At 34.2% G+C, this 18,657-nt stretch carries 18 protein-coding genes and 1 pseudogene; all 19 read right to left on the bottom strand.

The features are described 5' to 3' along the window. Complete coding sequence (locus OMU_RS10205; protein ID WP_016179837.1) at positions 1 to 411, bottom strand: PTS sugar transporter subunit IIA; 411 nt, start codon at positions 409 to 411, stop codon at positions 1 to 3. Positions 412 to 428: 17 nt separating this feature from the next. Continuing rightward, positions 429 to 920 (bottom strand): PTS sugar transporter subunit IIB, encoded by a 492-nt coding sequence (locus tag OMU_RS10200; protein ID WP_002289215.1) that lies wholly within the window; start codon positions 918 to 920, stop codon positions 429 to 431. A gap of 9 nt (positions 921 to 929) precedes the next feature. After that, positions 930 to 1,721 (bottom strand): PTS system mannose/fructose/sorbose family transporter subunit IID, encoded by a 792-nt coding sequence (locus OMU_RS10195; RefSeq protein WP_002289216.1) that lies wholly within the window; start codon positions 1,719 to 1,721, stop codon positions 930 to 932. Continuing rightward, entirely contained in the window at positions 1,714 to 2,487 is a 774-nt protein-coding gene (locus OMU_RS10190; protein WP_002289217.1) for a PTS mannose/fructose/sorbose/N-acetylgalactosamine transporter subunit IIC, read from the bottom strand. Before OMU_RS10190 ends, OMU_RS10195 begins: the two co-directional genes overlap by 8 nt. Before the next feature lie 155 nt (positions 2,488 to 2,642). Then, entirely contained in the window at positions 2,643 to 5,177 is a 2,535-nt protein-coding gene (locus OMU_RS10185) for a sigma 54-interacting transcriptional regulator (RefSeq protein WP_016179836.1), read from the bottom strand. A gap of 83 nt (positions 5,178 to 5,260) precedes the next feature. Next, complete coding sequence (gene scrK, locus OMU_RS10180) at positions 5,261 to 6,133, bottom strand: fructokinase ScrK (protein ID WP_016179835.1); 873 nt, start codon at positions 6,131 to 6,133, stop codon at positions 5,261 to 5,263. A 35-nt stretch (positions 6,134 to 6,168) separates the two neighbouring features. After that, positions 6,169 to 6,636 (bottom strand): PTS sugar transporter subunit IIA, encoded by a 468-nt coding sequence (locus OMU_RS10175; protein WP_016179834.1) that lies wholly within the window; start codon positions 6,634 to 6,636, stop codon positions 6,169 to 6,171. Positions 6,637 to 6,645: 9 nt separating this feature from the next. Next, the gene (locus OMU_RS10170) at positions 6,646 to 8,115 is read right to left on the bottom strand and encodes a PTS transporter subunit EIIC (protein ID WP_016179833.1); all 1,470 of its coding nucleotides are present in this window, start codon (positions 8,113 to 8,115) and stop codon (positions 6,646 to 6,648) included. A 70-nt stretch (positions 8,116 to 8,185) separates the two neighbouring features. After that, entirely contained in the window at positions 8,186 to 9,604 is a 1,419-nt protein-coding gene (locus OMU_RS10165) for a family 43 glycosylhydrolase (protein WP_016179832.1), read from the bottom strand. A 121-nt stretch (positions 9,605 to 9,725) separates the two neighbouring features. Further along, complete coding sequence (locus OMU_RS10160; protein WP_016179831.1) at positions 9,726 to 10,706, bottom strand: LacI family DNA-binding transcriptional regulator; 981 nt, start codon at positions 10,704 to 10,706, stop codon at positions 9,726 to 9,728. A gap of 442 nt (positions 10,707 to 11,148) precedes the next feature. Further along, positions 11,149 to 11,778 carry a PTS sugar transporter subunit IIA gene (locus OMU_RS10155; RefSeq protein ID WP_244299472.1) on the bottom strand — a complete coding sequence of 210 codons (630 nt, stop codon included), beginning with the start codon at positions 11,776 to 11,778 and terminating at the stop codon, positions 11,149 to 11,151. Positions 11,779 to 11,913: 135 nt separating this feature from the next. Continuing rightward, a pseudogene (locus OMU_RS23725) lies at positions 11,914 to 12,078 on the bottom strand (PRD domain-containing protein); the annotation flags it as partial. Positions 12,079 to 12,098: 20 nt separating this feature from the next. Next, positions 12,099 to 13,058 carry an IS30 family transposase gene (locus OMU_RS10150; RefSeq protein WP_002330482.1) on the bottom strand — a complete coding sequence of 320 codons (960 nt, stop codon included), beginning with the start codon at positions 13,056 to 13,058 and terminating at the stop codon, positions 12,099 to 12,101. A 368-nt stretch (positions 13,059 to 13,426) separates the two neighbouring features. After that, positions 13,427 to 14,071, bottom strand: a complete 645-nt coding sequence (gene deoC, locus OMU_RS10145) for a deoxyribose-phosphate aldolase (protein ID WP_256596817.1) — start codon at positions 14,069 to 14,071, stop codon at positions 13,427 to 13,429. 27 nt (positions 14,072 to 14,098) lie between these two features. Further along, a complete protein-coding gene (locus tag OMU_RS10140) occupies positions 14,099 to 15,067 on the bottom strand; it encodes an aldo/keto reductase (RefSeq protein WP_016179828.1) in 969 nt (322 codons plus the stop codon). A gap of 16 nt (positions 15,068 to 15,083) precedes the next feature. Continuing rightward, entirely contained in the window at positions 15,084 to 16,202 is a 1,119-nt protein-coding gene (locus tag OMU_RS10135; RefSeq protein WP_016179827.1) for a mannitol dehydrogenase family protein, read from the bottom strand. Positions 16,203 to 16,214: 12 nt separating this feature from the next. Beyond that, complete coding sequence (locus OMU_RS10130) at positions 16,215 to 17,033, bottom strand: PTS system mannose/fructose/sorbose family transporter subunit IID (RefSeq protein WP_016177909.1); 819 nt, start codon at positions 17,031 to 17,033, stop codon at positions 16,215 to 16,217. After that, on the bottom strand, positions 17,023 to 17,790 hold the full coding sequence (locus tag OMU_RS10125) for a PTS sugar transporter subunit IIC (RefSeq protein WP_016177908.1): 768 nt from the start codon (positions 17,788 to 17,790) through the stop codon (positions 17,023 to 17,025). Before OMU_RS10125 ends, OMU_RS10130 begins: the two co-directional genes overlap by 11 nt. A 21-nt stretch (positions 17,791 to 17,811) precedes the next feature. Next, positions 17,812 to 18,657, bottom strand: an 846-nt coding sequence (locus OMU_RS10120; RefSeq protein WP_016177907.1) for a zinc-dependent alcohol dehydrogenase, incomplete at its 5' end; no start/stop codon positions are given.

Raw genomic sequence — 18,657 nt, 5'->3', positions numbered from 1 at the left:
TCACTCATCCTCTTCGTTAGTATGTCTTTGCATATCTGCAAGACACGCAATTGTATTCATATTTCTTAGATTTCCGATGATATCATCGCTTTTTTTTCCTTGTAATCTCAAATTGACAGCCTCAATCAAAATTCCTAAATTCATGCCACCAAGAAGTTGAAACCCATTTTGAAATACTTCACTTCTTTTAGCAAATTCGTTGAAAGGTGTTCCACCAATCAAGTCAGCAAATACCATAACTTCTTGATTTTTTACTTGAGAAACTATTTTTTCAATGTTTTCACGGAATTCTTCAATGCCTGCATCTCCAAGTGTTACCACATGACAATTTAAATTATCGCCAAAAAACATTTTTAATGTATCTACAAATCCAATGGCAATATTTCCATGAGATGTAATTATAAACTCCATCCACTCATCCTCTGTTCTTAATAAATAAAATCCTTTAAAAATTCTTTTGAATCTCTAGGAGTTTGTATCACTGTCACTTCAACTCCATCACTAATTAGTTCTTTAAAAGCCTCTCTCTCTTCTTCAGTAATATTTATCGTCGGACGGATGCGTTCTGTTCCATTCCTTCTTGATAAATTTCCTACGTTTACACTTGTTATTGGTAAACCGTTATCAATCAAAAATTTAACATCGATTGGAGAAACTGCAACAATAAGAACTTTTTGTCCTTCATATTTACCAGAAAGAATATTTTTAACTGCTACTTCCCTTGTAATTATTGAAGTTCTAACATTAGGTGGTGCAGCGAGGCGAACTACAGCTTTTTTTACGTCATCATTGGCTACTTCATTATTAATAACCATAATTCTGTTAGCACTCAATTGATTTGTCCATTGTGTTGCTACTTGTCCATGAATCATTCGATCATCAATACGAACATGTATAATACCTTTCATTTTTTCATCCATATTCAACACCTACTTCAAAATATTTAACGCTCTTAACGCAATAGAAACTACTAAGATTAATAGAATTACATAAACTGGTTTAACCTTTCGTCCTAACAAATAATACACAATTGCTACTACACATGCAGGTAATAAACCAGGCATAACTTGATCAAAGATTTCATTTCCGGTCATTGTTAAGTCGCCTTGTTTAAATTCAAAGCCAACATTCACTTTTACAACTGTGGCAATGAGTGCACCGACCACCATTAACCCTAAAATTGATACTGCATCAGTAATAGACTTTAATTTTGTTTCAATTTGAGTTAGTAGGCTCGCACCCGATTCTTTCCCAGCAAGGTATAAAGGATAAGCAGTAATCCTTAATAAAATTGATGCCAGTATCCACAAAATAATTCCAACAAAACTACCTTCCAATGCCATATTAGCTGCAATTGCTCCAAAAATAGTCCATGGAATAACTACAAATACACTATCTCCAATTCCCGCTAAAGGACCCATTAGACCTGTTTTCAGAGCACTTACTGCTTCCAAAGACTTATTTTTTTCTTCTTTTTCAATTCCAACATTCATACCAATAATGTAAGGCGCTGTATACGGCGTAGTGTTAAAAAATTGTAGGTGAGCTAAAACGGATTGTTTCATTCCTTCAGGATCATCTTTATATGTGTCCTTGATAAAAGGAAGCATAGAATACGCATAACCCAACCCTTCCATTTTTTCATAATTTAATGAAGTTGCACCATTGAGAATCCACCGGAAAATTACTTGTTTGTCGATTTTTGTCAGTTTCTTATTCATCTTCGTCAAAACCTCCTGTTGCAGCTGGTGCTACTTGAGTATTATTTGATCTATTTTTATATACGATTAGTGCGATTGCAGCGCCAAGTAACGAAATCCCTAAAATTGGTATTTGGAAATAAACTGCCAAAACGAAACCAACTAACAAATAGGCAAAGTAATCTTTTGTAGGTAAATATTTAAGTAGCATTCCTATCCCAACAGCAGGTAATAGTCCCCCTGCTACCTTTAAACCACCGGTAACCCATTCAGGAATATAATTGATTGCACTTCCCACTAACGTTGGGCCTAATATCACAGTTAACAAAACAGGAATTCCAGATACAAAGCTTGTATTAATTGATGCCAAATATTGCATCCACTCTAATTTTTGATAATCTTCTTTTTGTGCGAATTTTTCTGCCTTTTGTTGAAAAAAAATGTTTGTTGACCACTTTAGAACATCTAGTTGTACAATTAACATTGCTACCGGTATTGCTAAAGTTATTCCTATAGAAGCATCCTGGTTAGTTGAGATTGCTAAATAAGTACCGATCAATGCTGCTGTTTGATAATCCGGTACTGATGCACCACCAAAACTAGTAATACCTAGTGTCATTAATTGCAAAGTCCCACCGATATAAAGTCCAGTTTGAATATCTCCCATAATAAGTCCGGTCAAGAAACCTGCAACGACAGGTTGGGAGGTTCCGATTTTGGGCCCTTCCTTATCCCAGTTAATGAAAAATCCATACAACACAACTAAAAATGTTTGCCAAAACGCCATTTTGTTCTCTCCTTTCTTCTTATACTTTTATATAAGCAATTACTGTGCCAACTAACATTATCCAATAAAGCGGGAAAATACAGTAAATATTAATTAAATGAGCGTCTAAATATACTTTGGACACCCTTTCATTTTTTTAGACGCTAGTATGCTATTTAGAAAATAGTCTGCTCAAAAATTGTATAGATTAACTCATACTCTCCTTTGGGTATTTCAATACAGTAAATATCTTTGATTTCTGAAAAAAAATCTTTTGATACATTTAAAAAAGTATCAAATAGTTGCGCTCCCTCTTTCAAATGTTCATTTGTTATTCCATCACCAATCATAATTCGTTCAATCATTCCAGAAAGATGTAGAAATAGATTAATTCTCAGAAAACTTGGGATTTTGACATCGTAATATTTTTCATACAAATATAGTACTTTTTCTATATCATTGAATACTTTTTTGGAATCTAAAAAGCGAAGCTTAGTACTAGCGCCTTCAATAGTAAAGAGTTTAACTAATTCATTTAAGCAGAACTCACAGCTATCCGAGTCCATATACTTATTTAATTTTTCTAAGGTTTGATTCCCATTAATTAGATTTTCTAAATTTAAACAATCGATTCCTTGAATGTAAAATTCAGTGGTTGAAAGAACACAAATTGTGTTCTTAAAAATCATAGTATCTTTTTCCTTTGCTATTTTCTTTAATGCGTTAAAATCAAAAATCAAAATCTCCACTTGATTATCGAGATACCGTTTTAAAATATCCTTAACTTTTTCAGAAATCCCCTCACCAGAGAGACAAGATACTATTACATTTTTCTTTTGTGATAATCCTTTATAATACTGAACTTTAACTTGAAACGAATCAAAATCCATCTGGTAAAAATGACTAATTGGCTTTTTTTGGCAAACTTGAATCCCACATTCAATCGCTAAAGCTGTAGAAACATTGTTTAAAATTACCAAATCACCTATTACATTGGATTCAATTTTTTCATACATTTGTTCCAATGATCCCATATCAACTAGCAGAATGAGTCCATTCGTCGTATCTATACTTTTACAAAAATTGTTGATTAGGTTAATTAAGTCACTAGTCTCACCTTCAATTGGCATATCGAAAGCCTCATAAACATATGTATTCAGCAACTTATTTGTTTCCCTTGCGATCGCAGAAGCTGTTATTTTACCGTGCATAACTATCAGACAATGGGTTTCTGGTATTTTCACATAGAACTTCTTTACAAGAAAAAGTATCCATTTCAACAAAAGTTCTTGTTTACTTTCTTCGACTTCTAAACTACTCCAAATCTCATTTGCCAATAATTTTTGTTTATCATTTTTCATACGAAATTTTCTGAACTTAGACAGCAAAAAATTTCTTGATGTTTCTTCAATTACATCAATAAACATTATAAATAGACTGATATCCGCCAAGAATTCATCTAATAAACATAGACCTGTCGAATCAATAATTGGTGATATTTTATTAACAACATAGTTTCTTAATGCTATAAATTCGTCACTTTCTAAATAATTATACTCAGAAGAACCTGCACACTCTTTAAGTATTCTATCTCTTAATTGACTCATGCTTTCTTCAATTGAAATGTGATTTTGAAAAAGTTCAATCAAATCAATTTCAGAAAGTGATTTAAGAAACATTTTTTTTAAATCTATACTAATTTCTGGATCTATCCAAAAACCGCTGTCTAGTTTGTCCCCTAAATAAATTGAAGACTTTCTCTTATTTCCTAAATAACCTTCTGCACAAAGAAGCTTGATTTCATTCCTCAATTCTCCAACATTTCCTTCAAATGTTTTCGATAAAAGATCAGTAAAAAGTTCAATCGAACAAAATATTTTTGAATCAATCGTAATTGCTTCATCTTTAAGAAATTCAAATAATAATTGAATTTTTTCAGATGTACTTCTATTATTGTAATCTGGCAGAGTGATTTCAGCTGGGATGCGTCTTCTAAAAGTTGCTAACAAAGAGGTATTTGTATCTTCTGTTGTGGCTAAGATAAGGCGAACATTTGCATACTCCCATTGCACACTTTCACCAAGTTTACGATACTTTTGAGAATCCATAAGAAGAAACAATTTCTCTTGGTTTTCTGCACTTAGATTGTGAACCTCATCTAAAAAAAGGTATCCTCCATTAGCAGAAGATAGCATCCCTGCAGTATCTTTTTCAGCCCCAGTAAAGGCTCCTTTTTTATATCCAAATAAAACTGCTGACAATAGCTCTGGATTATTTGCATAATCTGCACAATTCACAACAACAAATTTTGCGTCATTATGAATTACTTTTCTATCAAGAGCATACTGATAGATCAAACTTGCTAAAAAACTTTTTCCAACGCCACTGTTTCCTTTTATTATTAATGGGAGGCCATTAGGGGGATACATTACAGTAGCTTTGCATTTATCTATAGTGGATTTCAAAGATTTGTCTGCTCCAATAAACTTAGAAAAGCAGTCTTTTGGCTTTTGTTGATTATACTTGAACATTACTGGTCTAACAGAATCATTCTTTAGTAATTTTCCATCTGAAAATAACTGATTCAAATAGTGGGAAGCGACATTTCTTTTAATACAAAATTTCATTGCAATATCTTGAGCAGAAAAATCGTAATACTTTAAATTATTTTTGATATACTCTAATACTTCATCTTTCATTTTTTTTTTCACTTTTGGGCGTCCCTTCAATTACTAATTGAATAAAAAAAGATCGCATCAACCAAACAAATAGTCGAGACGATCTTTTTTCCAAATTAAGATTTTTCTTTAGCGTCTCTTGCTAAAGCTAAACAACCTACAATACCAGAATTATCTAACAATTTTGGTGTCATAATATAATTGTCAACATCGGGAATAGCGACATATCCGTTGATCAACTCAATAAACTTATCTTGTACTTTCTTTTTTAAGTGTTTTTGTTTCATTACTCCGCCACCAAATATAATGACATCAGGTGATAACATCAATGTTGTATTATATGCACACTGAGCAATGTAATAAGCTTCTATTTCCCAAGTAACGTCATTTTCAGTCACTTCTTGTCCCTTTTTTCCTGATCTTCTTTCGATTGCCGGACCAGCAGCTAAGCCCTCTAAACAGTCTCCGTGGAATGGACATGTCCCAGAAAAGTTGTCTTTATTGTGTCGTTTTACAAGCATATGTCCCATTTCTGGATGACTAAAACCTTCAATGAAGTTTCCGTTTTGGATAGCGCCACCTCCTATGCCCGTTCCTACGGTATAGTAAACAACACTTGAAAGGCCTCTGCCATTTCCAGAAACATATTCACCATAGCAAGAGGCATTTACATCAGTCGTCCAAGCAGTTGGAATATTAAGTTGCTTTTTTAAACTTCCAATAAAATCAAAATCCTGCCAAGCAAGTTTTGGCGTTGATGTAATGAAACCATACGTTTTAGATTCACAATGAATATCAATAGGACCGAACGATCCCACTCCGATACCTTCCAATTCATTTTTATATTGATTGAAAAAATCTATAACTGAGGTCATTGTTTCTTTGGGTGTAGTCGTGAGAAAACTGATTTTTTCAATTACGTTCAAATCTTTATCCCCAATGGCACAAACAAATTTTGTTCCACCAGCTTCAATAGCTCCATAAACCATACATTTTCCTCGATTCTATTATTAATTACTTGTCATTAGTCAAGATCAAACAATTTTTGTCCATGTTTTACTTCTTCAAATTTTGGAATAAGAATTTCGTCTTGATAATTTGGAAAAACAATTATGACATCTTTAGGCTTGTGATTTTTTTCAAAAATTACAAAATCAATAGTCATCAAAGTATTTCCAGCCTTAACTTTTTGTCCTTCTTGAACTTTAATATCAAATCCCTCACCATTTAGCTCAACTGTATCTATTCCTACATGAACAAGTATCTCAATTCCTGATTTTGTTTTTATTCCTAAGGCATGTTTTGTAGGAAAAATACTTGAAACAAAACCATCGATTGGAGATACAATCGTTTCGTTTTTTGCATCAATTGCAAATCCTTGTCCCATCATTCCTTTTGAAAAGACTGGATCACTTAATTTCTCCAGTTTTTCAAAAACACCGGTTGCAGGTGCTACAACGCTTATTTCATTTTTTCTAAAAAAATTTAACATGCTCTCATCTCACTTTACTTGAACTGGCAATTTTTTTGAGTCAGTTTTTTCTGCAAATTTACGGTGTTTAGCTTCAGGGATAAACACTTTATATTTATCATAAGCGAGAATAAAAACGATTGGTAAAATAAATGCTATGAGATTACCAAATATATAAGGAAGAACTGGATTAGCAATAGTCAGACCTGGCAATACAGTCAATCCTTGTCCAATGGCTTTTACATCAAAAATTTTCATAAATGCTCCACCAAAACCAGCACCAATAAACGAGCAAACAAAAGGAACGATTGAATACTTCAAATTAACAGCAAAGATAGCTGGTTCAGTAATACCTACTAGTGTTGGAATAAAACTTGAAATCGCAATATCTCTATCTTTAGATTTTTTCTTAAAGAGTAAATACATACCAATACAACCGCCACCTTGGGCAATAATTGAAACTGACCAAATAGGTTGGATATAATTGAATCCAGTTGTTGCGACTAAGTTTGCCTCAATACCTTGAATAGCATGTTGTGTTCCTGTTACAACCAATGGTTGTAACGCGCCTGCAAAAACAAAAGCACCAAAGGCACCCATCTTCATATATAGGAAATCAATGATTCCACCTAAAACATTACCGATAAAATTCCCCAATGGACCAAACACTAAAAATAGTGCAAAGTTGGCAAGAACAATTGTCACAGTTGGGACTAAAATGTAAGCAAGTACTTGCGGAGAATATTTATTTGTAATTTTTTCAACTTTTGCTAAAAACCAAGAAGTCAAAATTGCTGGAAAAACACCCCCTTGAAACGCAACTGCTGGAATGCTTAATCCAAATAAATGCCAATAATCGGGCTTTATAGTTCCCATGACGAAATCATTCCGATTGGCTAGGCCTGGATGAATCATAACAAATCCTACAAGTAATCCTAAAATTGGGTTTCCGCCAAAACGTTTTGTTGCAGAATACATAACTAAAACTGGTAAATAATCAAATGTAGTTGCAATAATACCCAGAAATTTGGATAAATCATTTAGAAACACATTGTGATCAGCGAATGAGCCATCCATTCCAAACATTCCAGGAGTGGTAATCAACGAACGAATTCCTAACACCATCGCTGCCCCAATAAAAGCAGGTATAATCGGAATAAAGATATCCGAGAAAACTTTAAAAGCTCGTTGAAGTCTATTTCCTGAATTATTGACTCCTTCGTCTTTCATTTCAGAAACGGATACTTCCTTAGCTCCTGTCAATTCAACGAACTCTTTGTAAACCTTTTCAACCGTGCCTGTTCCGAAAATTACTTGCAACTGTCCGCTATTGAAAAGCGCTCCTTTTGCACCTTCTATTTCCTCAAGTATTTCCATGTTCGCTTTGCTTTTGTCTTTAAGAATTAAACGTAGGCGTGTAATGCAGTGAGTGGCGCTTGAGATATTCTCTTTTCCTCCAACGTTTTCCAATACTTCTTCGGCAATTTTTTTGTAGTCCATTCATTTATCCTCCCTTTTAAATGTGACAGGTCATGTTTGATTTTCAGACCTGCCACATGATTGACGTTTACTATTTCTTTATTTCATTTGAAAACTTTGTATTTATTGCAGTCATTGATCCATTAGTTGCTGTAATAGTAATTGCATCACCAAAATGATCATGCACTCGAGCATTAAGAGCAATTCCATCAATATAAAGTGTCATTATATTATCATCAACAATTAATTTAATTTTATAAGAATGATTAGGTTTTAAAGATATGGGTCTAATAAGTCCTTTATCCATATATTGAAACCAAGGATAACAAGGATTTTTATCAAAAGTAAGGCGTCCCTCATCTAGATTAAATCGATATTCGTAAGATTCATCTGTCTCAAGGTTTTTGAATAATCTCAATGAAAAGTCACTAAGATTTTCATCAAATGAAATTGTGGTTTCTAAATTAAACAAAGTTCCACTATTTTTAACAAGCGTTACTTCTTCTCTTGTGTCTACTGTTTCTATCACTACATCTACGATATCATGTAAATTTATGAATGTATTCCACACTTCGTCTATGGGTTTTACCCCAAGTGAAAAATCCTCTTTTTGATAGATTTCATGAGGAACAAAAGTACCTCCCCATAAATAATTGTTTTTATCATTTTCTTGATCTTTTGTTGGTACCCATCCAAATAGGACTCGACGTTTTCCATCATAAGCTGTTCTACCAGCATAATAAGCCCGTCCATCAAAAGCTTCATCTTTAGGCTTAATCCAAGGACCTTCCAAACTTTGACTCATTCGATACAGTATTTTATTTCCATCTGAGTATTCTGAATAGATAAGATACCACCAGCCACCAATCTTGAAAAGTTCTGGCATTTCAAACATGGTATACAATCCCGGAGCCCAAAAATCACCTTTGAATTCCCAATTAGTTAAATCTTTTGATGTAAACTTCACTAAACGTCCGGTTTGTAGATGTTTATCCTGACCCTTGCGCGCCCCTAAAATTAGTAAATATTCTTCTTTTTCATCATCCCAAACGACAAATGGATCTCTCCAGTTTCGAATATCATACCCTTTTTGTGGTTCTAACTCCAAAGCCGTTTCCGATTTTTCCCAATGAACAAAATCGTCACTTTCAGCATGAAGCAACACTTGAGATGTCTTCCCCTGCGCTAAGAATTCTCGATTATAACCTGTATAAAACGCGTGTACCTTTCCATTTGCCTCAAATACTGAACCAGCATAGATAAACTGATCTCTCTCATTATCGTTACCTCTCAAAAGAGATTCGCCAAAGTCTTCAAAATGAACAAAGTCTTTCGTAGTTGCTAAGGCCCATCCAAACGGTTCACCAAAAGGAACAGGATTTCTAGTATCACGTTGATGATAAATAAAGAATTTGCCTTCTTTCCCGTAAGGCATGACATCTCCTACCCAAACATCCTTGGGTTGATAGTAAAGTTGGTGATTATTGCTTTTAATTGATAATTTCTCCATTTTCTTCCTCCATTGAAAAGGTTTTTATTTTCACAACTAATATATGTCAACCCGTTTCATATGTCAACCCGTTTCATACAAAATAATTTTAAATCGACGAAAGAATTTTCGCCGATTTAACTTATGCTGTATTTTTTTTTATAAGCTTTACTGGAAGAAAAAGTTCATCCGTTTCCTTTTCGCCCTTAATCATATTCAATAATTTTTTTACTGACAGTTTAGAGATCTGATCAATGGGTTGTTGAATAGTTGATAATTCTGGATTATAAATCAATGTTTGTTGAGCTCCATCAAAACCAATCACTTTAACTTCTTTAGGAACCCTTTTCCCTAAATTTGTTAAGTTGTTAATCGCTAAAGAAGCCAATAAATCATCTCCTGCAAAAATCCCGTCAATATTTGGATGAGTTTCTAAAAATTCCTTAATTATTTCATTTTTTTCATTGATTTCTTTTACAAACGGCACTTCTAGGACTAAAGGTTCCAGCTTAAATTTCTTTAGAACACTTCTATATGCTAAAGTTCTACTATTTGCAGGTAATTTTATTTTACTATCACCTCGAATACACAATATATTCTGGCAACCATGATTTACAAGTTGTTGAGTAGCTATTTCTCCACCTTTATAATTGTCACAAGACACTGTAACTGTATTTTCTCCAAGACTTCTATCAATCGCTACAATAGGTAACCCCGGAATATCATAATCTGCAATGTTTTTATTGTGTGTTCCAACTATAATTCCATCAACCTGATTCTTTCTCAACATCGTCAAGTACTCTTTTTCTTTCGTTGGATTGTTTAAGCTATTGCATAACAACACTTTATACCCCCTGCTGGAAAGCTCAAACTCGATATCTTGAATTAGCTCAGCATGAAATGGATTAGTAATCGTAGGGAAAATCAAACCAACTGTATATGTTTCGTTTTTGAAAAGTGCTCTTGCCAGTTCATTAGGATAGTATTCCAATTTTTTCATGGCATCAAAAACTCTTTTTTTCGTTTCCTCACTCAAATATCCACGATCATTCAAAACTCTCGACACAGTCGTAGGAGAAACATTTGCCTCTTTCGCAACTTCTCTAATACCAATTTTTTTCATTTTTAAACAACAAGGCTGTAGATAGAAAAACTACCTACTCGACTATTCGACATTCCAAGAACCTTGACTTTCTCATTCCCTTTTCAGATAAGTATTTATATATATAATAGCATTTTTTTTTATCTGTCAATAGCTGTTTAAAGATATACCAGAAATTTTCTTCTTAAATCTTTACCTCTATTTTTGTACGATTATAAGATGTTCTTTGAAATTCCGCATATTCCCAAGTAAGAACACATATTTGTAAGAAAATTGATGAGAATAATACTCAAGTTAGGTTTTTCATAGTATTCATCTATCTCAAATATTCCAAAACTATTTGATAGATTCTTCTGACTCCTCTTTCTGTCGCTTTTAGCGGCTCTCAAAAACGCGATTTGCTAAGTTAGGCAAATCGCGTTATATGGTTTGTATGAACGTCCCCTGCAAATTGACTTGCTTTTCAACAACAACTAGCAACGGCCTCAATAAAATCCTCATAAGTTTCACATCTCATGAGTTTTATCTTGTTTTCTTCACTTTGAATAATAGCTGACAAAATATCAAATACTTCTAAAAAGAGTTGTCTTTCTTCGTAATTTGAGGTTATTAATAAAACAATATTTACTTTCTGGTTTTCCCATTCAATTCCTTTCTTTGATAATAAAACATACATGATTGTCTTATTTGCATTCATTTTCATCGAATGTGGGAATGCGATATTTCCATAAGCCGTACTTGCCATATTTTCTCTTTCGAATACTTCTTTTTCAAATTCATCTTTTACATAGTTATTTTGTCTCAAAACATCGCACATGTAATGTATTGCTTCATCCCTATTTGAGATATTACTATTATGGATAAAAAAAGCTGGTTTTGAAATCAATTGCAAGTTTGCTTTAAATTTCATGTGCTTTTTTTCTCTTTTTACTGAATCAACCATCGTCATGACATTATTTTTGTCATTATCCGAGAAAAAGGGGCTTATTTTAATGTAAGGGATAGAATAAAACTCATTTAAAGGAACTGTGGATATAATTAAGTCTGTCTCAATTTCATGTAAATCATCTTCGGAGGTTACAATAGTATTCAAGATGAGCTCTTCTTTGAAAACTGATAATAATACGTCAGTCAATTTAGTATTCATTTCGTAATAGTCTGGCGATACAATAACACACGATATTGTATTTTTCTTATTTTTTTGAACTTCAATCATATTACCTATATGTAATGCAAGATACGAAATCTCATCTTCTGAAACTAAGAAATTTGTGTTTTTTTGAAATCTATGAGCAATACTGATTGCACAATCAAATATTAGTGGATAACTATTTTGAATGCTGGAAGTCAAAGGATTCGGAATAGAGTAATTATTTTCACAACGCATATACAAATTTTTTATATTCTTAATTGTCAAATTAAGTTAGACAAATCATCAATACTTACGTAACTCAAAAATACTTCCAAAGGTGTTCGATAATCCAGTGATTTTCTAGGAATATTATTTCGTTTAGATGTGACAGATTGAATAAAAGATTCATCTACTGAATTGAAATCCATAGATTTCAATAAACCATCTCTACGTAACAATCCGTTAGAATTCTCGTTTAGGCCTCTTTGAGACGGCGTTCCTGGATCAGCGAAATAAATGGCAATATCATTGGCATTACTGATTTGTTTCCAATTTGAAAATTCCTTTCCACAATCAAAAGTGATGGATTTGAATAGATTTTTCGGTACAGATTCAAACCAATGATTTAATTTTTTTTCAATATCAATCGCTTGTCTACCACACGGTTTCAATGTGATGATAACTTTTGATAATCGTTCAACTAAGGTAATTACAGCACTTTTATGTTTCAGACCTACGATAGTGTCACCTTCAAGGTGACCAAACTCATTTGAGAATTGGCTATAATCTTTTTCACGTTCATGAATAGAGCGGCGGAAAGCTTGTTTTCCACGCCTTTCTTGATGTCCATTCGGTTTACGCTTGCCTTTCATCGGTAAGTCAGAAGGATTAAATAGCCCCTTTTTGAACATACGATAAATGGTACGAGCAGAACAACGAATAGGAAACGCTGCACGACCAACAATCACATCGGGTGTCCATCCTTGAACAACCTTTCTTTGAATATATTCTGATTGTTCCTCGGGTAAAACAAGCGGGCGTCTACCACAGTTTGATTTGTTTTTCTTATACTGTTGATAGTATTCTAAGGCTGATTTTCCTTGCTTGAAGAATAGGTATACTTTATGGATCGTTTGTCTTGAACGATTCAAGCAATGCGCAGTTTTCGCAACAGATTGATTTATTTTGAAATAAGACTCTATCATTACAAGTTCATCCGTTGTAAGATGGGTATAGGTCATTTGTACTCACTCCTTATAATTCTTTGGTCAGAACTATTTTGAGTGTAGCACAAATGGCTTTTTTAGTTGTCTAGCTTAATTTTACAATCGGCGCTATGAAAAATAATACATTTTTCTTGTTCATGTTTCTCGACTTGGTTTTCATTGGAAATAGATTTACTTTTCAAGTAGAAAACAATAATGGAACAGAATAATATCAAGACAAATCTGCGCTATAAGTTCACTTCTTAAACAAGAAAATGAAACGAGGATATCAGAAATCACTTTAGATTTCTGATATCCTCGTCACTATGATTCTAATCCCCTTTCGAAGATTAATTTTTTATGAGTACAACTTTTATTGAGCCCTGTATCAAGGTTTCAAGATATTATTCATTTTGCAATTCCTCAATTATCTTCATCACATTCGTCAGGCTAATACCAAATCTTGAGACTCCCAAATCCAACATTTGAGATATTGCTTCACTATTTTTAATTCCACCAGAAGCTTTTATCTTGATTTTTCCACGTATCTCTTCAGATAGAATCTTGACATGCTGTATCGTCGTTTTCCCTTGAAATCCAGTAGCCGTTTTTATATATTCTATACCCGAATCTAATACTATATGGCTGGCTTCCCTAATTTCATGATCGATAAGAACTGGTGTCTCAATGATACATTTTAGGGGAATCGATTCTCCAATAGCTCCTTTAACGGCAAGTATATCAGCTTCAGCTTCTTGATACATTTTGGACTTGAGAAAACCAATATTTAACACCATATCGATTTCTTTTGCTCCTTGCTCAACTAATAATTTAGCATAAGCAGCTTTTATCACCGTTGGATCATGTCCGGCTGGAAAACTACAGCCAGCACCGACGATAGTATCAGTACCTTTTAAACTTTCTTCCATCAACGGAACATAACAACGAGGTCCAATAATAGAGTAAAAATGATAGTGCTTCGCTAACTCAATTAGTTCTAATGTTTCATCCATCGTAGCCCCGGCATGAGAAAGAGTTGCATCAAGCATACGAGAGAATTGAAAAAGTGTAATCATTTAATTACCAATTTCCAAGCGAAGTATTTCATCATCAATCCACTTAATATCATCTTCAGCCAATTGCCATTCAAATGTCTCACAATTGATTTTAGCTTCATCTGGATTTCTAACCCCTAAAAGAGCTGTATTTACAAAACTCTTTTGAGTTGACCAATTAATTGCTACTTGTGCAACTGGTTTATCGTATTTTTTTGCAACTTTATCTAACGTCAATAATAACTCCATAATCTTTGAAAATTCGGGTTCCTTAAAGAATGGATAAAAGGTTAATCGGAAGTCTTTTTCATCAAACTTTGGTAACTCACGAATCGTTCCAGTCAAAATTCCTGCTCCCAACGAACCTGAAGTCATAGTTGCTATTCCATTAGCTTCTGCCCATTCCATCAGTTCTTTTTGTGAATGATTAACCATAGAAAAAGGGGGTTGAATAACATTTACTTCTCCAAATTTTAACGCTTCTTCGATAAGTTCCTTTGATGAATTACACAAACCAATATAACGAATTTTTCCATTTTTTTTCAAATAATTTAATGCAGCCATTGTTTCTTCAATAGGTGTATTCACATCTGGCCAATGCATCAAATAGAAATCAATGTAATCGGTGCCTAATCTTTCAAGAGATTCTTCTACTTCTTTCAAAATTGCGTCATATTTATTGTTACGGACTGGCTTCCCATCAAAATGACTAATGTAAGAACCGAATTTTGTAGCAATAAAAATTTTGCTGCGATCATACCCTTTAATTGCTTCTCCTACAATTTCTTCAGCAGTTCCTTCTCCGTATATTGGTGCAGTATCAATGATATTTACTCCCCCATCCAGCATAGTCTTAATTGCTGCGATGGATTCATTTCTATCTACTTCTCCAAAGCTACCTCCTGCAGAATTTTCTCCCCCCATTGCCCAAGTTCCAACTGCAACAGAAGAAATCTCTAAATTGCTACTACCAAATTTTTTATATCTCATTTTTGCTCTCCTTCTACTAAATCAACTCAGTTTGTTTTTTTATTAATTGGTAAAGTACAAAATCGTTCTCCTTGTTTAAACCACAAACTTCTGCTAATAGCTCATCAATCGAACGTTGGTCCTTTTTCTGTAGATATTTTAGTCCGTAAGCTGTTCCTTTTGCGATATACATTGGCAAAATATTTTTCTTTAAACACAATTTAGCAGGACCGATAAACCGTTCAGATGGGCCAAGTTTCAATTCTGGATTTGCGATGACTCTTTCAATAGGATCTTTAATGTCTTGATTTAATTTTTCTTGCATATAATCAACCCAATATTTGTCTTCTGACATATCAAAATCATACGTAGCCTTAATTGCTTGATGTGCCTCATCAAACGCCTTTTCCAGCCAAGGTCTAATTCGTGGATCTTGTTGTGATTCATAAATATATGTTAAGCCTTCTATTACTCCAATAAAAGCGGCCATAGTATGACGCATATTGCCTACATATACCTTCCTGTAAATTCTTCCTTCAGTATTATCGACAAATTCAACATCTAGAATTTCTGGTTTTTTTCCTGTGAATGTTATTCCATCAATTTCTAGATGAGGATTAGCAGTAATCATAACTGCATATGGATAATTTTCACTTAACTCTTTTGGAAGCGGTAATGCTGCTGAAAGGACCATAACTTGATTTATTCCAACTTTTTCATTAAAGTAATCCAATGATAAAGGGTCATTTTTCAAATACTCGCTGATATATTGAACAAATTTTTGAGGAGCTCCCAGTGAATTAACGCATAGCATGACATTTTTAAAATTGTTTTTCTCACAATCTTGTATAGCCCTTGCTAGATTTTCTGCAATACTTTTAAAAGCTCCTTCATAAACACAGCAGAAGATAAAATCATGTTCTTCCAACGCTTTGGATAATTTATCTGAATCTATGATCAAAAAATCAGATACATGAAACTCTGTCTGTCTATTATTATCGTCAACAAACACTGAGTAACCGCCCAAATTCTTCATTTCTATCAAATGCTCTGGATGAACATCATAAAATGAAAGTTTATAACCATCACGATTTAATAAATAGCCTACGACGCCGCGCCCTATGTTGCCCGCTCCAATGATTAATGCTTTCTTCATATCCATTTCTCCTTAAGCTATAATTCCCAACATGAACAGAGCGACACCAACAACCATTGTACCTAATAGTAAAGGGACCACTTTCACTCCTCTATCTAAAAGCCAGTAAATAATACCCACGAGAATCAACGAGAGCATTCCTGGTAAAATACTATCTAAGGTTTCTTGTAATTTCATTGCCCCATCTTTCACTGACCCACCAATTACAATCGGTGTAGAAATTTTGATATTAAAAGCACACATAGCACCAATAGCCATTAAGCCCACAACAGAGCAAGCATACGAAACTTTTTGCATGATATTAGACTTTTCTGATTGGATAATGAAGTCACTACCCAAGTTATAGCCTAATTTTAAAGAATAAAATCTTGCTAAAAAGTTTGGGATGTTATACACCAGTAAGAAAATGATAGGAGCCAAAATACTACCTTTCGCCGCCATTTCAGTTACCATTGCTGTGGCAATAATTCTAAGTGTTGCAGGGAAAATCGTATCCCCGATAGCTGATAGTGGTCCCATTAATGCAGTTTTCATACCACTTATTGTAGTAACATCAAAATCTTCCGATTTAGCATTTTCTTCTTCCATCGCTAACGTTATTCCCAATGGAAAGCCCGCCAATGATGGTGTAATATTGAAGTACTCAGCATGGTGTCTCATCACGGACTCATTTAATTTTTCAGGATGTTCTGCGTAAATTTTTTCTAATGACGGAAGCATTGAAAACGTGAAACCACTGTGCATCTGTCCTGGATAATCGTTCATACAGTTCAGTGCAATATATCTTACAAAAACTCGATTCAAATCTCTTTTTGATAATTTAGAAGTCATCGTCAATATCCTCCTGTCCTACAGCGGGTGAAGTATTCAAATTGTGAGGTGTTAGCATGATAATTACAAACATTACAGCCAAAAGAGTAATTGCAATCGTTGGTAACTTTAAATATGCAGCGAGCATAAAACCAATAAAGAAAAAGGGAGACATTTTCTTACTAATTATCATTTTTAATAGCATGGCAAATCCAATAGCTGGTAACAAATTTGCTGCAGCAGATAAACCGTTAATCACATCAACTGGAATTGATTTAACAAAGGTTTGAACGGCTCCGCTTCCTGAATAAACAGCTAATAAACCAAATACAAAATAAATACCAAATGTAGAAATCCAACATCCAATAACATAAATCCGTGAAGCCGCCTTCATTTTCCTCTTTTCCAATTGTTTACCCATAGCTGTAGAAAAAACAGAATTAAATAGTTTTACTACAATAAATAGAAAGCCGCCTAAAAGTCCAATAGGAACTGCCAAAGCGGTTGCAAGTTCAGCACCCGAATTGGTCATAATCGCAAATGCTGTTCCAATTACCCCAGCTGCAGCGCCATCGGGACTGACTGCTGCACCTACTGGAAATGAACCAATAAAAATAACTTCAAGAACACCCCCGATAATGATCCCTTGGGTCACATCTCCCAACGCTAATCCCATTAATGTCGAAGCAACTAGTGGTCGTGAAAGATAACAGTACCCAAAGAACATATCCATTTTACAAATACCTAATACTAACCCTGCGAGAACTGCTTGTAACATGGTTTCTCCTCCTTTACTTTACTAAAAAACGATACTAACTCGATAAGCACCTGGGACTGTTGCTGCCTCAAATGCGGATTGAACATCTTTCAGAGAGAATTTCTTTTCAACCAACTTGGAAACATCAATCTTCTTCTCACTAATCAGATCAGCTGCATATTGGAAATCATCTATATCTGCACTGAATGTTCCTAGTAGCTCCATCTTTCTGTAATGAATTGTATTTGAATCAATATTCATTTCTGGTGCAGGATACCCAGCAGCAAATAAAAGAATTCGTCCATCAATCTGTTTAATCATCTCTAAGGCTTGATTATTGGCTGACGTAGCACCAACCGCAACGACTACAGCATCTGCTCCTTTTTCCTTAGTTAACGTCTTTACAGCTTTAACTGGGTCCGTTTTTGATACGTCAACAACATCGAAACCATACTCTCTTGCCGTTTGAATTTTTTTAGGCATCATTTCGGTTAAAATCACACGACACCCCATTTCGCGTGCAATTAAGGCATTTAGAATTCCCATTGTGCCTGCACCAATAACTACTATTGTTTCACCTTTTACTACTCTTAATTTGCGCAAACCTTCTACAACTGTGCCTGCCGGTTCGACAAAAGCAGCTTCTGATGGGTCTACCGAAGGATCCATCTTACAAAGCGCGCGATAAGTTTTAACTACATATTCTCCACAACCAAAATTCCCATAATAGCCATCGTCCGAAGCAATATTCATGATGCCTCGATGTGGACACTGACTTGTTTTTCCTTCTTTGCAAAAGTCGCATTCACCACACCAATCGTAACCAACACCAATTGTATCTCCAACATCAAAACCCTTTACTTTTGATCCCATATTGACGATCACACC

Origin of the sequence: Enterococcus avium ATCC 14025 (assembly GCF_000406965.1) — a bacterium.
Taxonomy (GTDB): Bacteria; Bacillota; Bacilli; order Lactobacillales; family Enterococcaceae; genus Enterococcus_A; species Enterococcus_A avium.
Note: the sequence above shows the minus strand (reverse complement) of the source record. Positions and strands in the feature narration are given on the sequence as shown.

Bases quoted from the DNA above. Each gene is read 5' to 3' on its own strand.
- scrK (WP_016179835.1), bottom strand. From the start codon at position 6,133: ATGGTTTATGGAGCTATTGAAGCTGGTGGAACAAAATTTGTTTGTGCC.
- OMU_RS10140 (WP_016179828.1), bottom strand. From the start codon at position 15,067: ATGAGATATAAAAAATTTGGTAGTAGCAATTTAGAGATTTCTTCTGTT.
- OMU_RS10190 (WP_002289217.1), bottom strand. From the start codon at position 2,487: ATGGCGTTTTGGCAAACATTTTTAGTTGTGTTGTATGGATTTTTCATT.
- deoC (WP_256596817.1), bottom strand. From the start codon at position 14,071: ATGCTTGATGCAACTCTTTCTCATGCCGGGGCTACGATGGATGAAACA.
- OMU_RS10200 (WP_002289215.1), bottom strand. From the start codon at position 920: ATGGATGAAAAAATGAAAGGTATTATACATGTTCGTATTGATGATCGA.
- OMU_RS10150 (WP_002330482.1), bottom strand. From the start codon at position 13,058: ATGACCTATACCCATCTTACAACGGATGAACTTGTAATGATAGAGTCT.
- OMU_RS10175 (WP_016179834.1), bottom strand. From the start codon at position 6,636: ATGTTAAATTTTTTTAGAAAAAATGAAATAAGCGTTGTAGCACCTGCA.
- OMU_RS10205 (WP_016179837.1), bottom strand. From the start codon at position 411: ATGGAGTTTATAATTACATCTCATGGAAATATTGCCATTGGATTTGTA.
- OMU_RS10130 (WP_016177909.1), bottom strand. From the start codon at position 17,033: ATGACTTCTAAATTATCAAAAAGAGATTTGAATCGAGTTTTTGTAAGA.
- OMU_RS10165 (WP_016179832.1), bottom strand. From the start codon at position 9,604: ATGGAGAAATTATCAATTAAAAGCAATAATCACCAACTTTACTATCAA.
- OMU_RS10135 (WP_016179827.1), bottom strand. From the start codon at position 16,202: ATGAAGAAAGCATTAATCATTGGAGCGGGCAACATAGGGCGCGGCGTC.
- OMU_RS10195 (WP_002289216.1), bottom strand. From the start codon at position 1,721: ATGAATAAGAAACTGACAAAAATCGACAAACAAGTAATTTTCCGGTGG.
- OMU_RS10160 (WP_016179831.1), bottom strand. From the start codon at position 10,706: ATGAAAAAAATTGGTATTAGAGAAGTTGCGAAAGAGGCAAATGTTTCT.
- OMU_RS10170 (WP_016179833.1), bottom strand. From the start codon at position 8,115: ATGGACTACAAAAAAATTGCCGAAGAAGTATTGGAAAACGTTGGAGGA.
- OMU_RS10125 (WP_016177908.1), bottom strand. From the start codon at position 17,790: ATGTTACAAGCAGTTCTCGCAGGGTTAGTATTAGGTATTTGTAAAATG.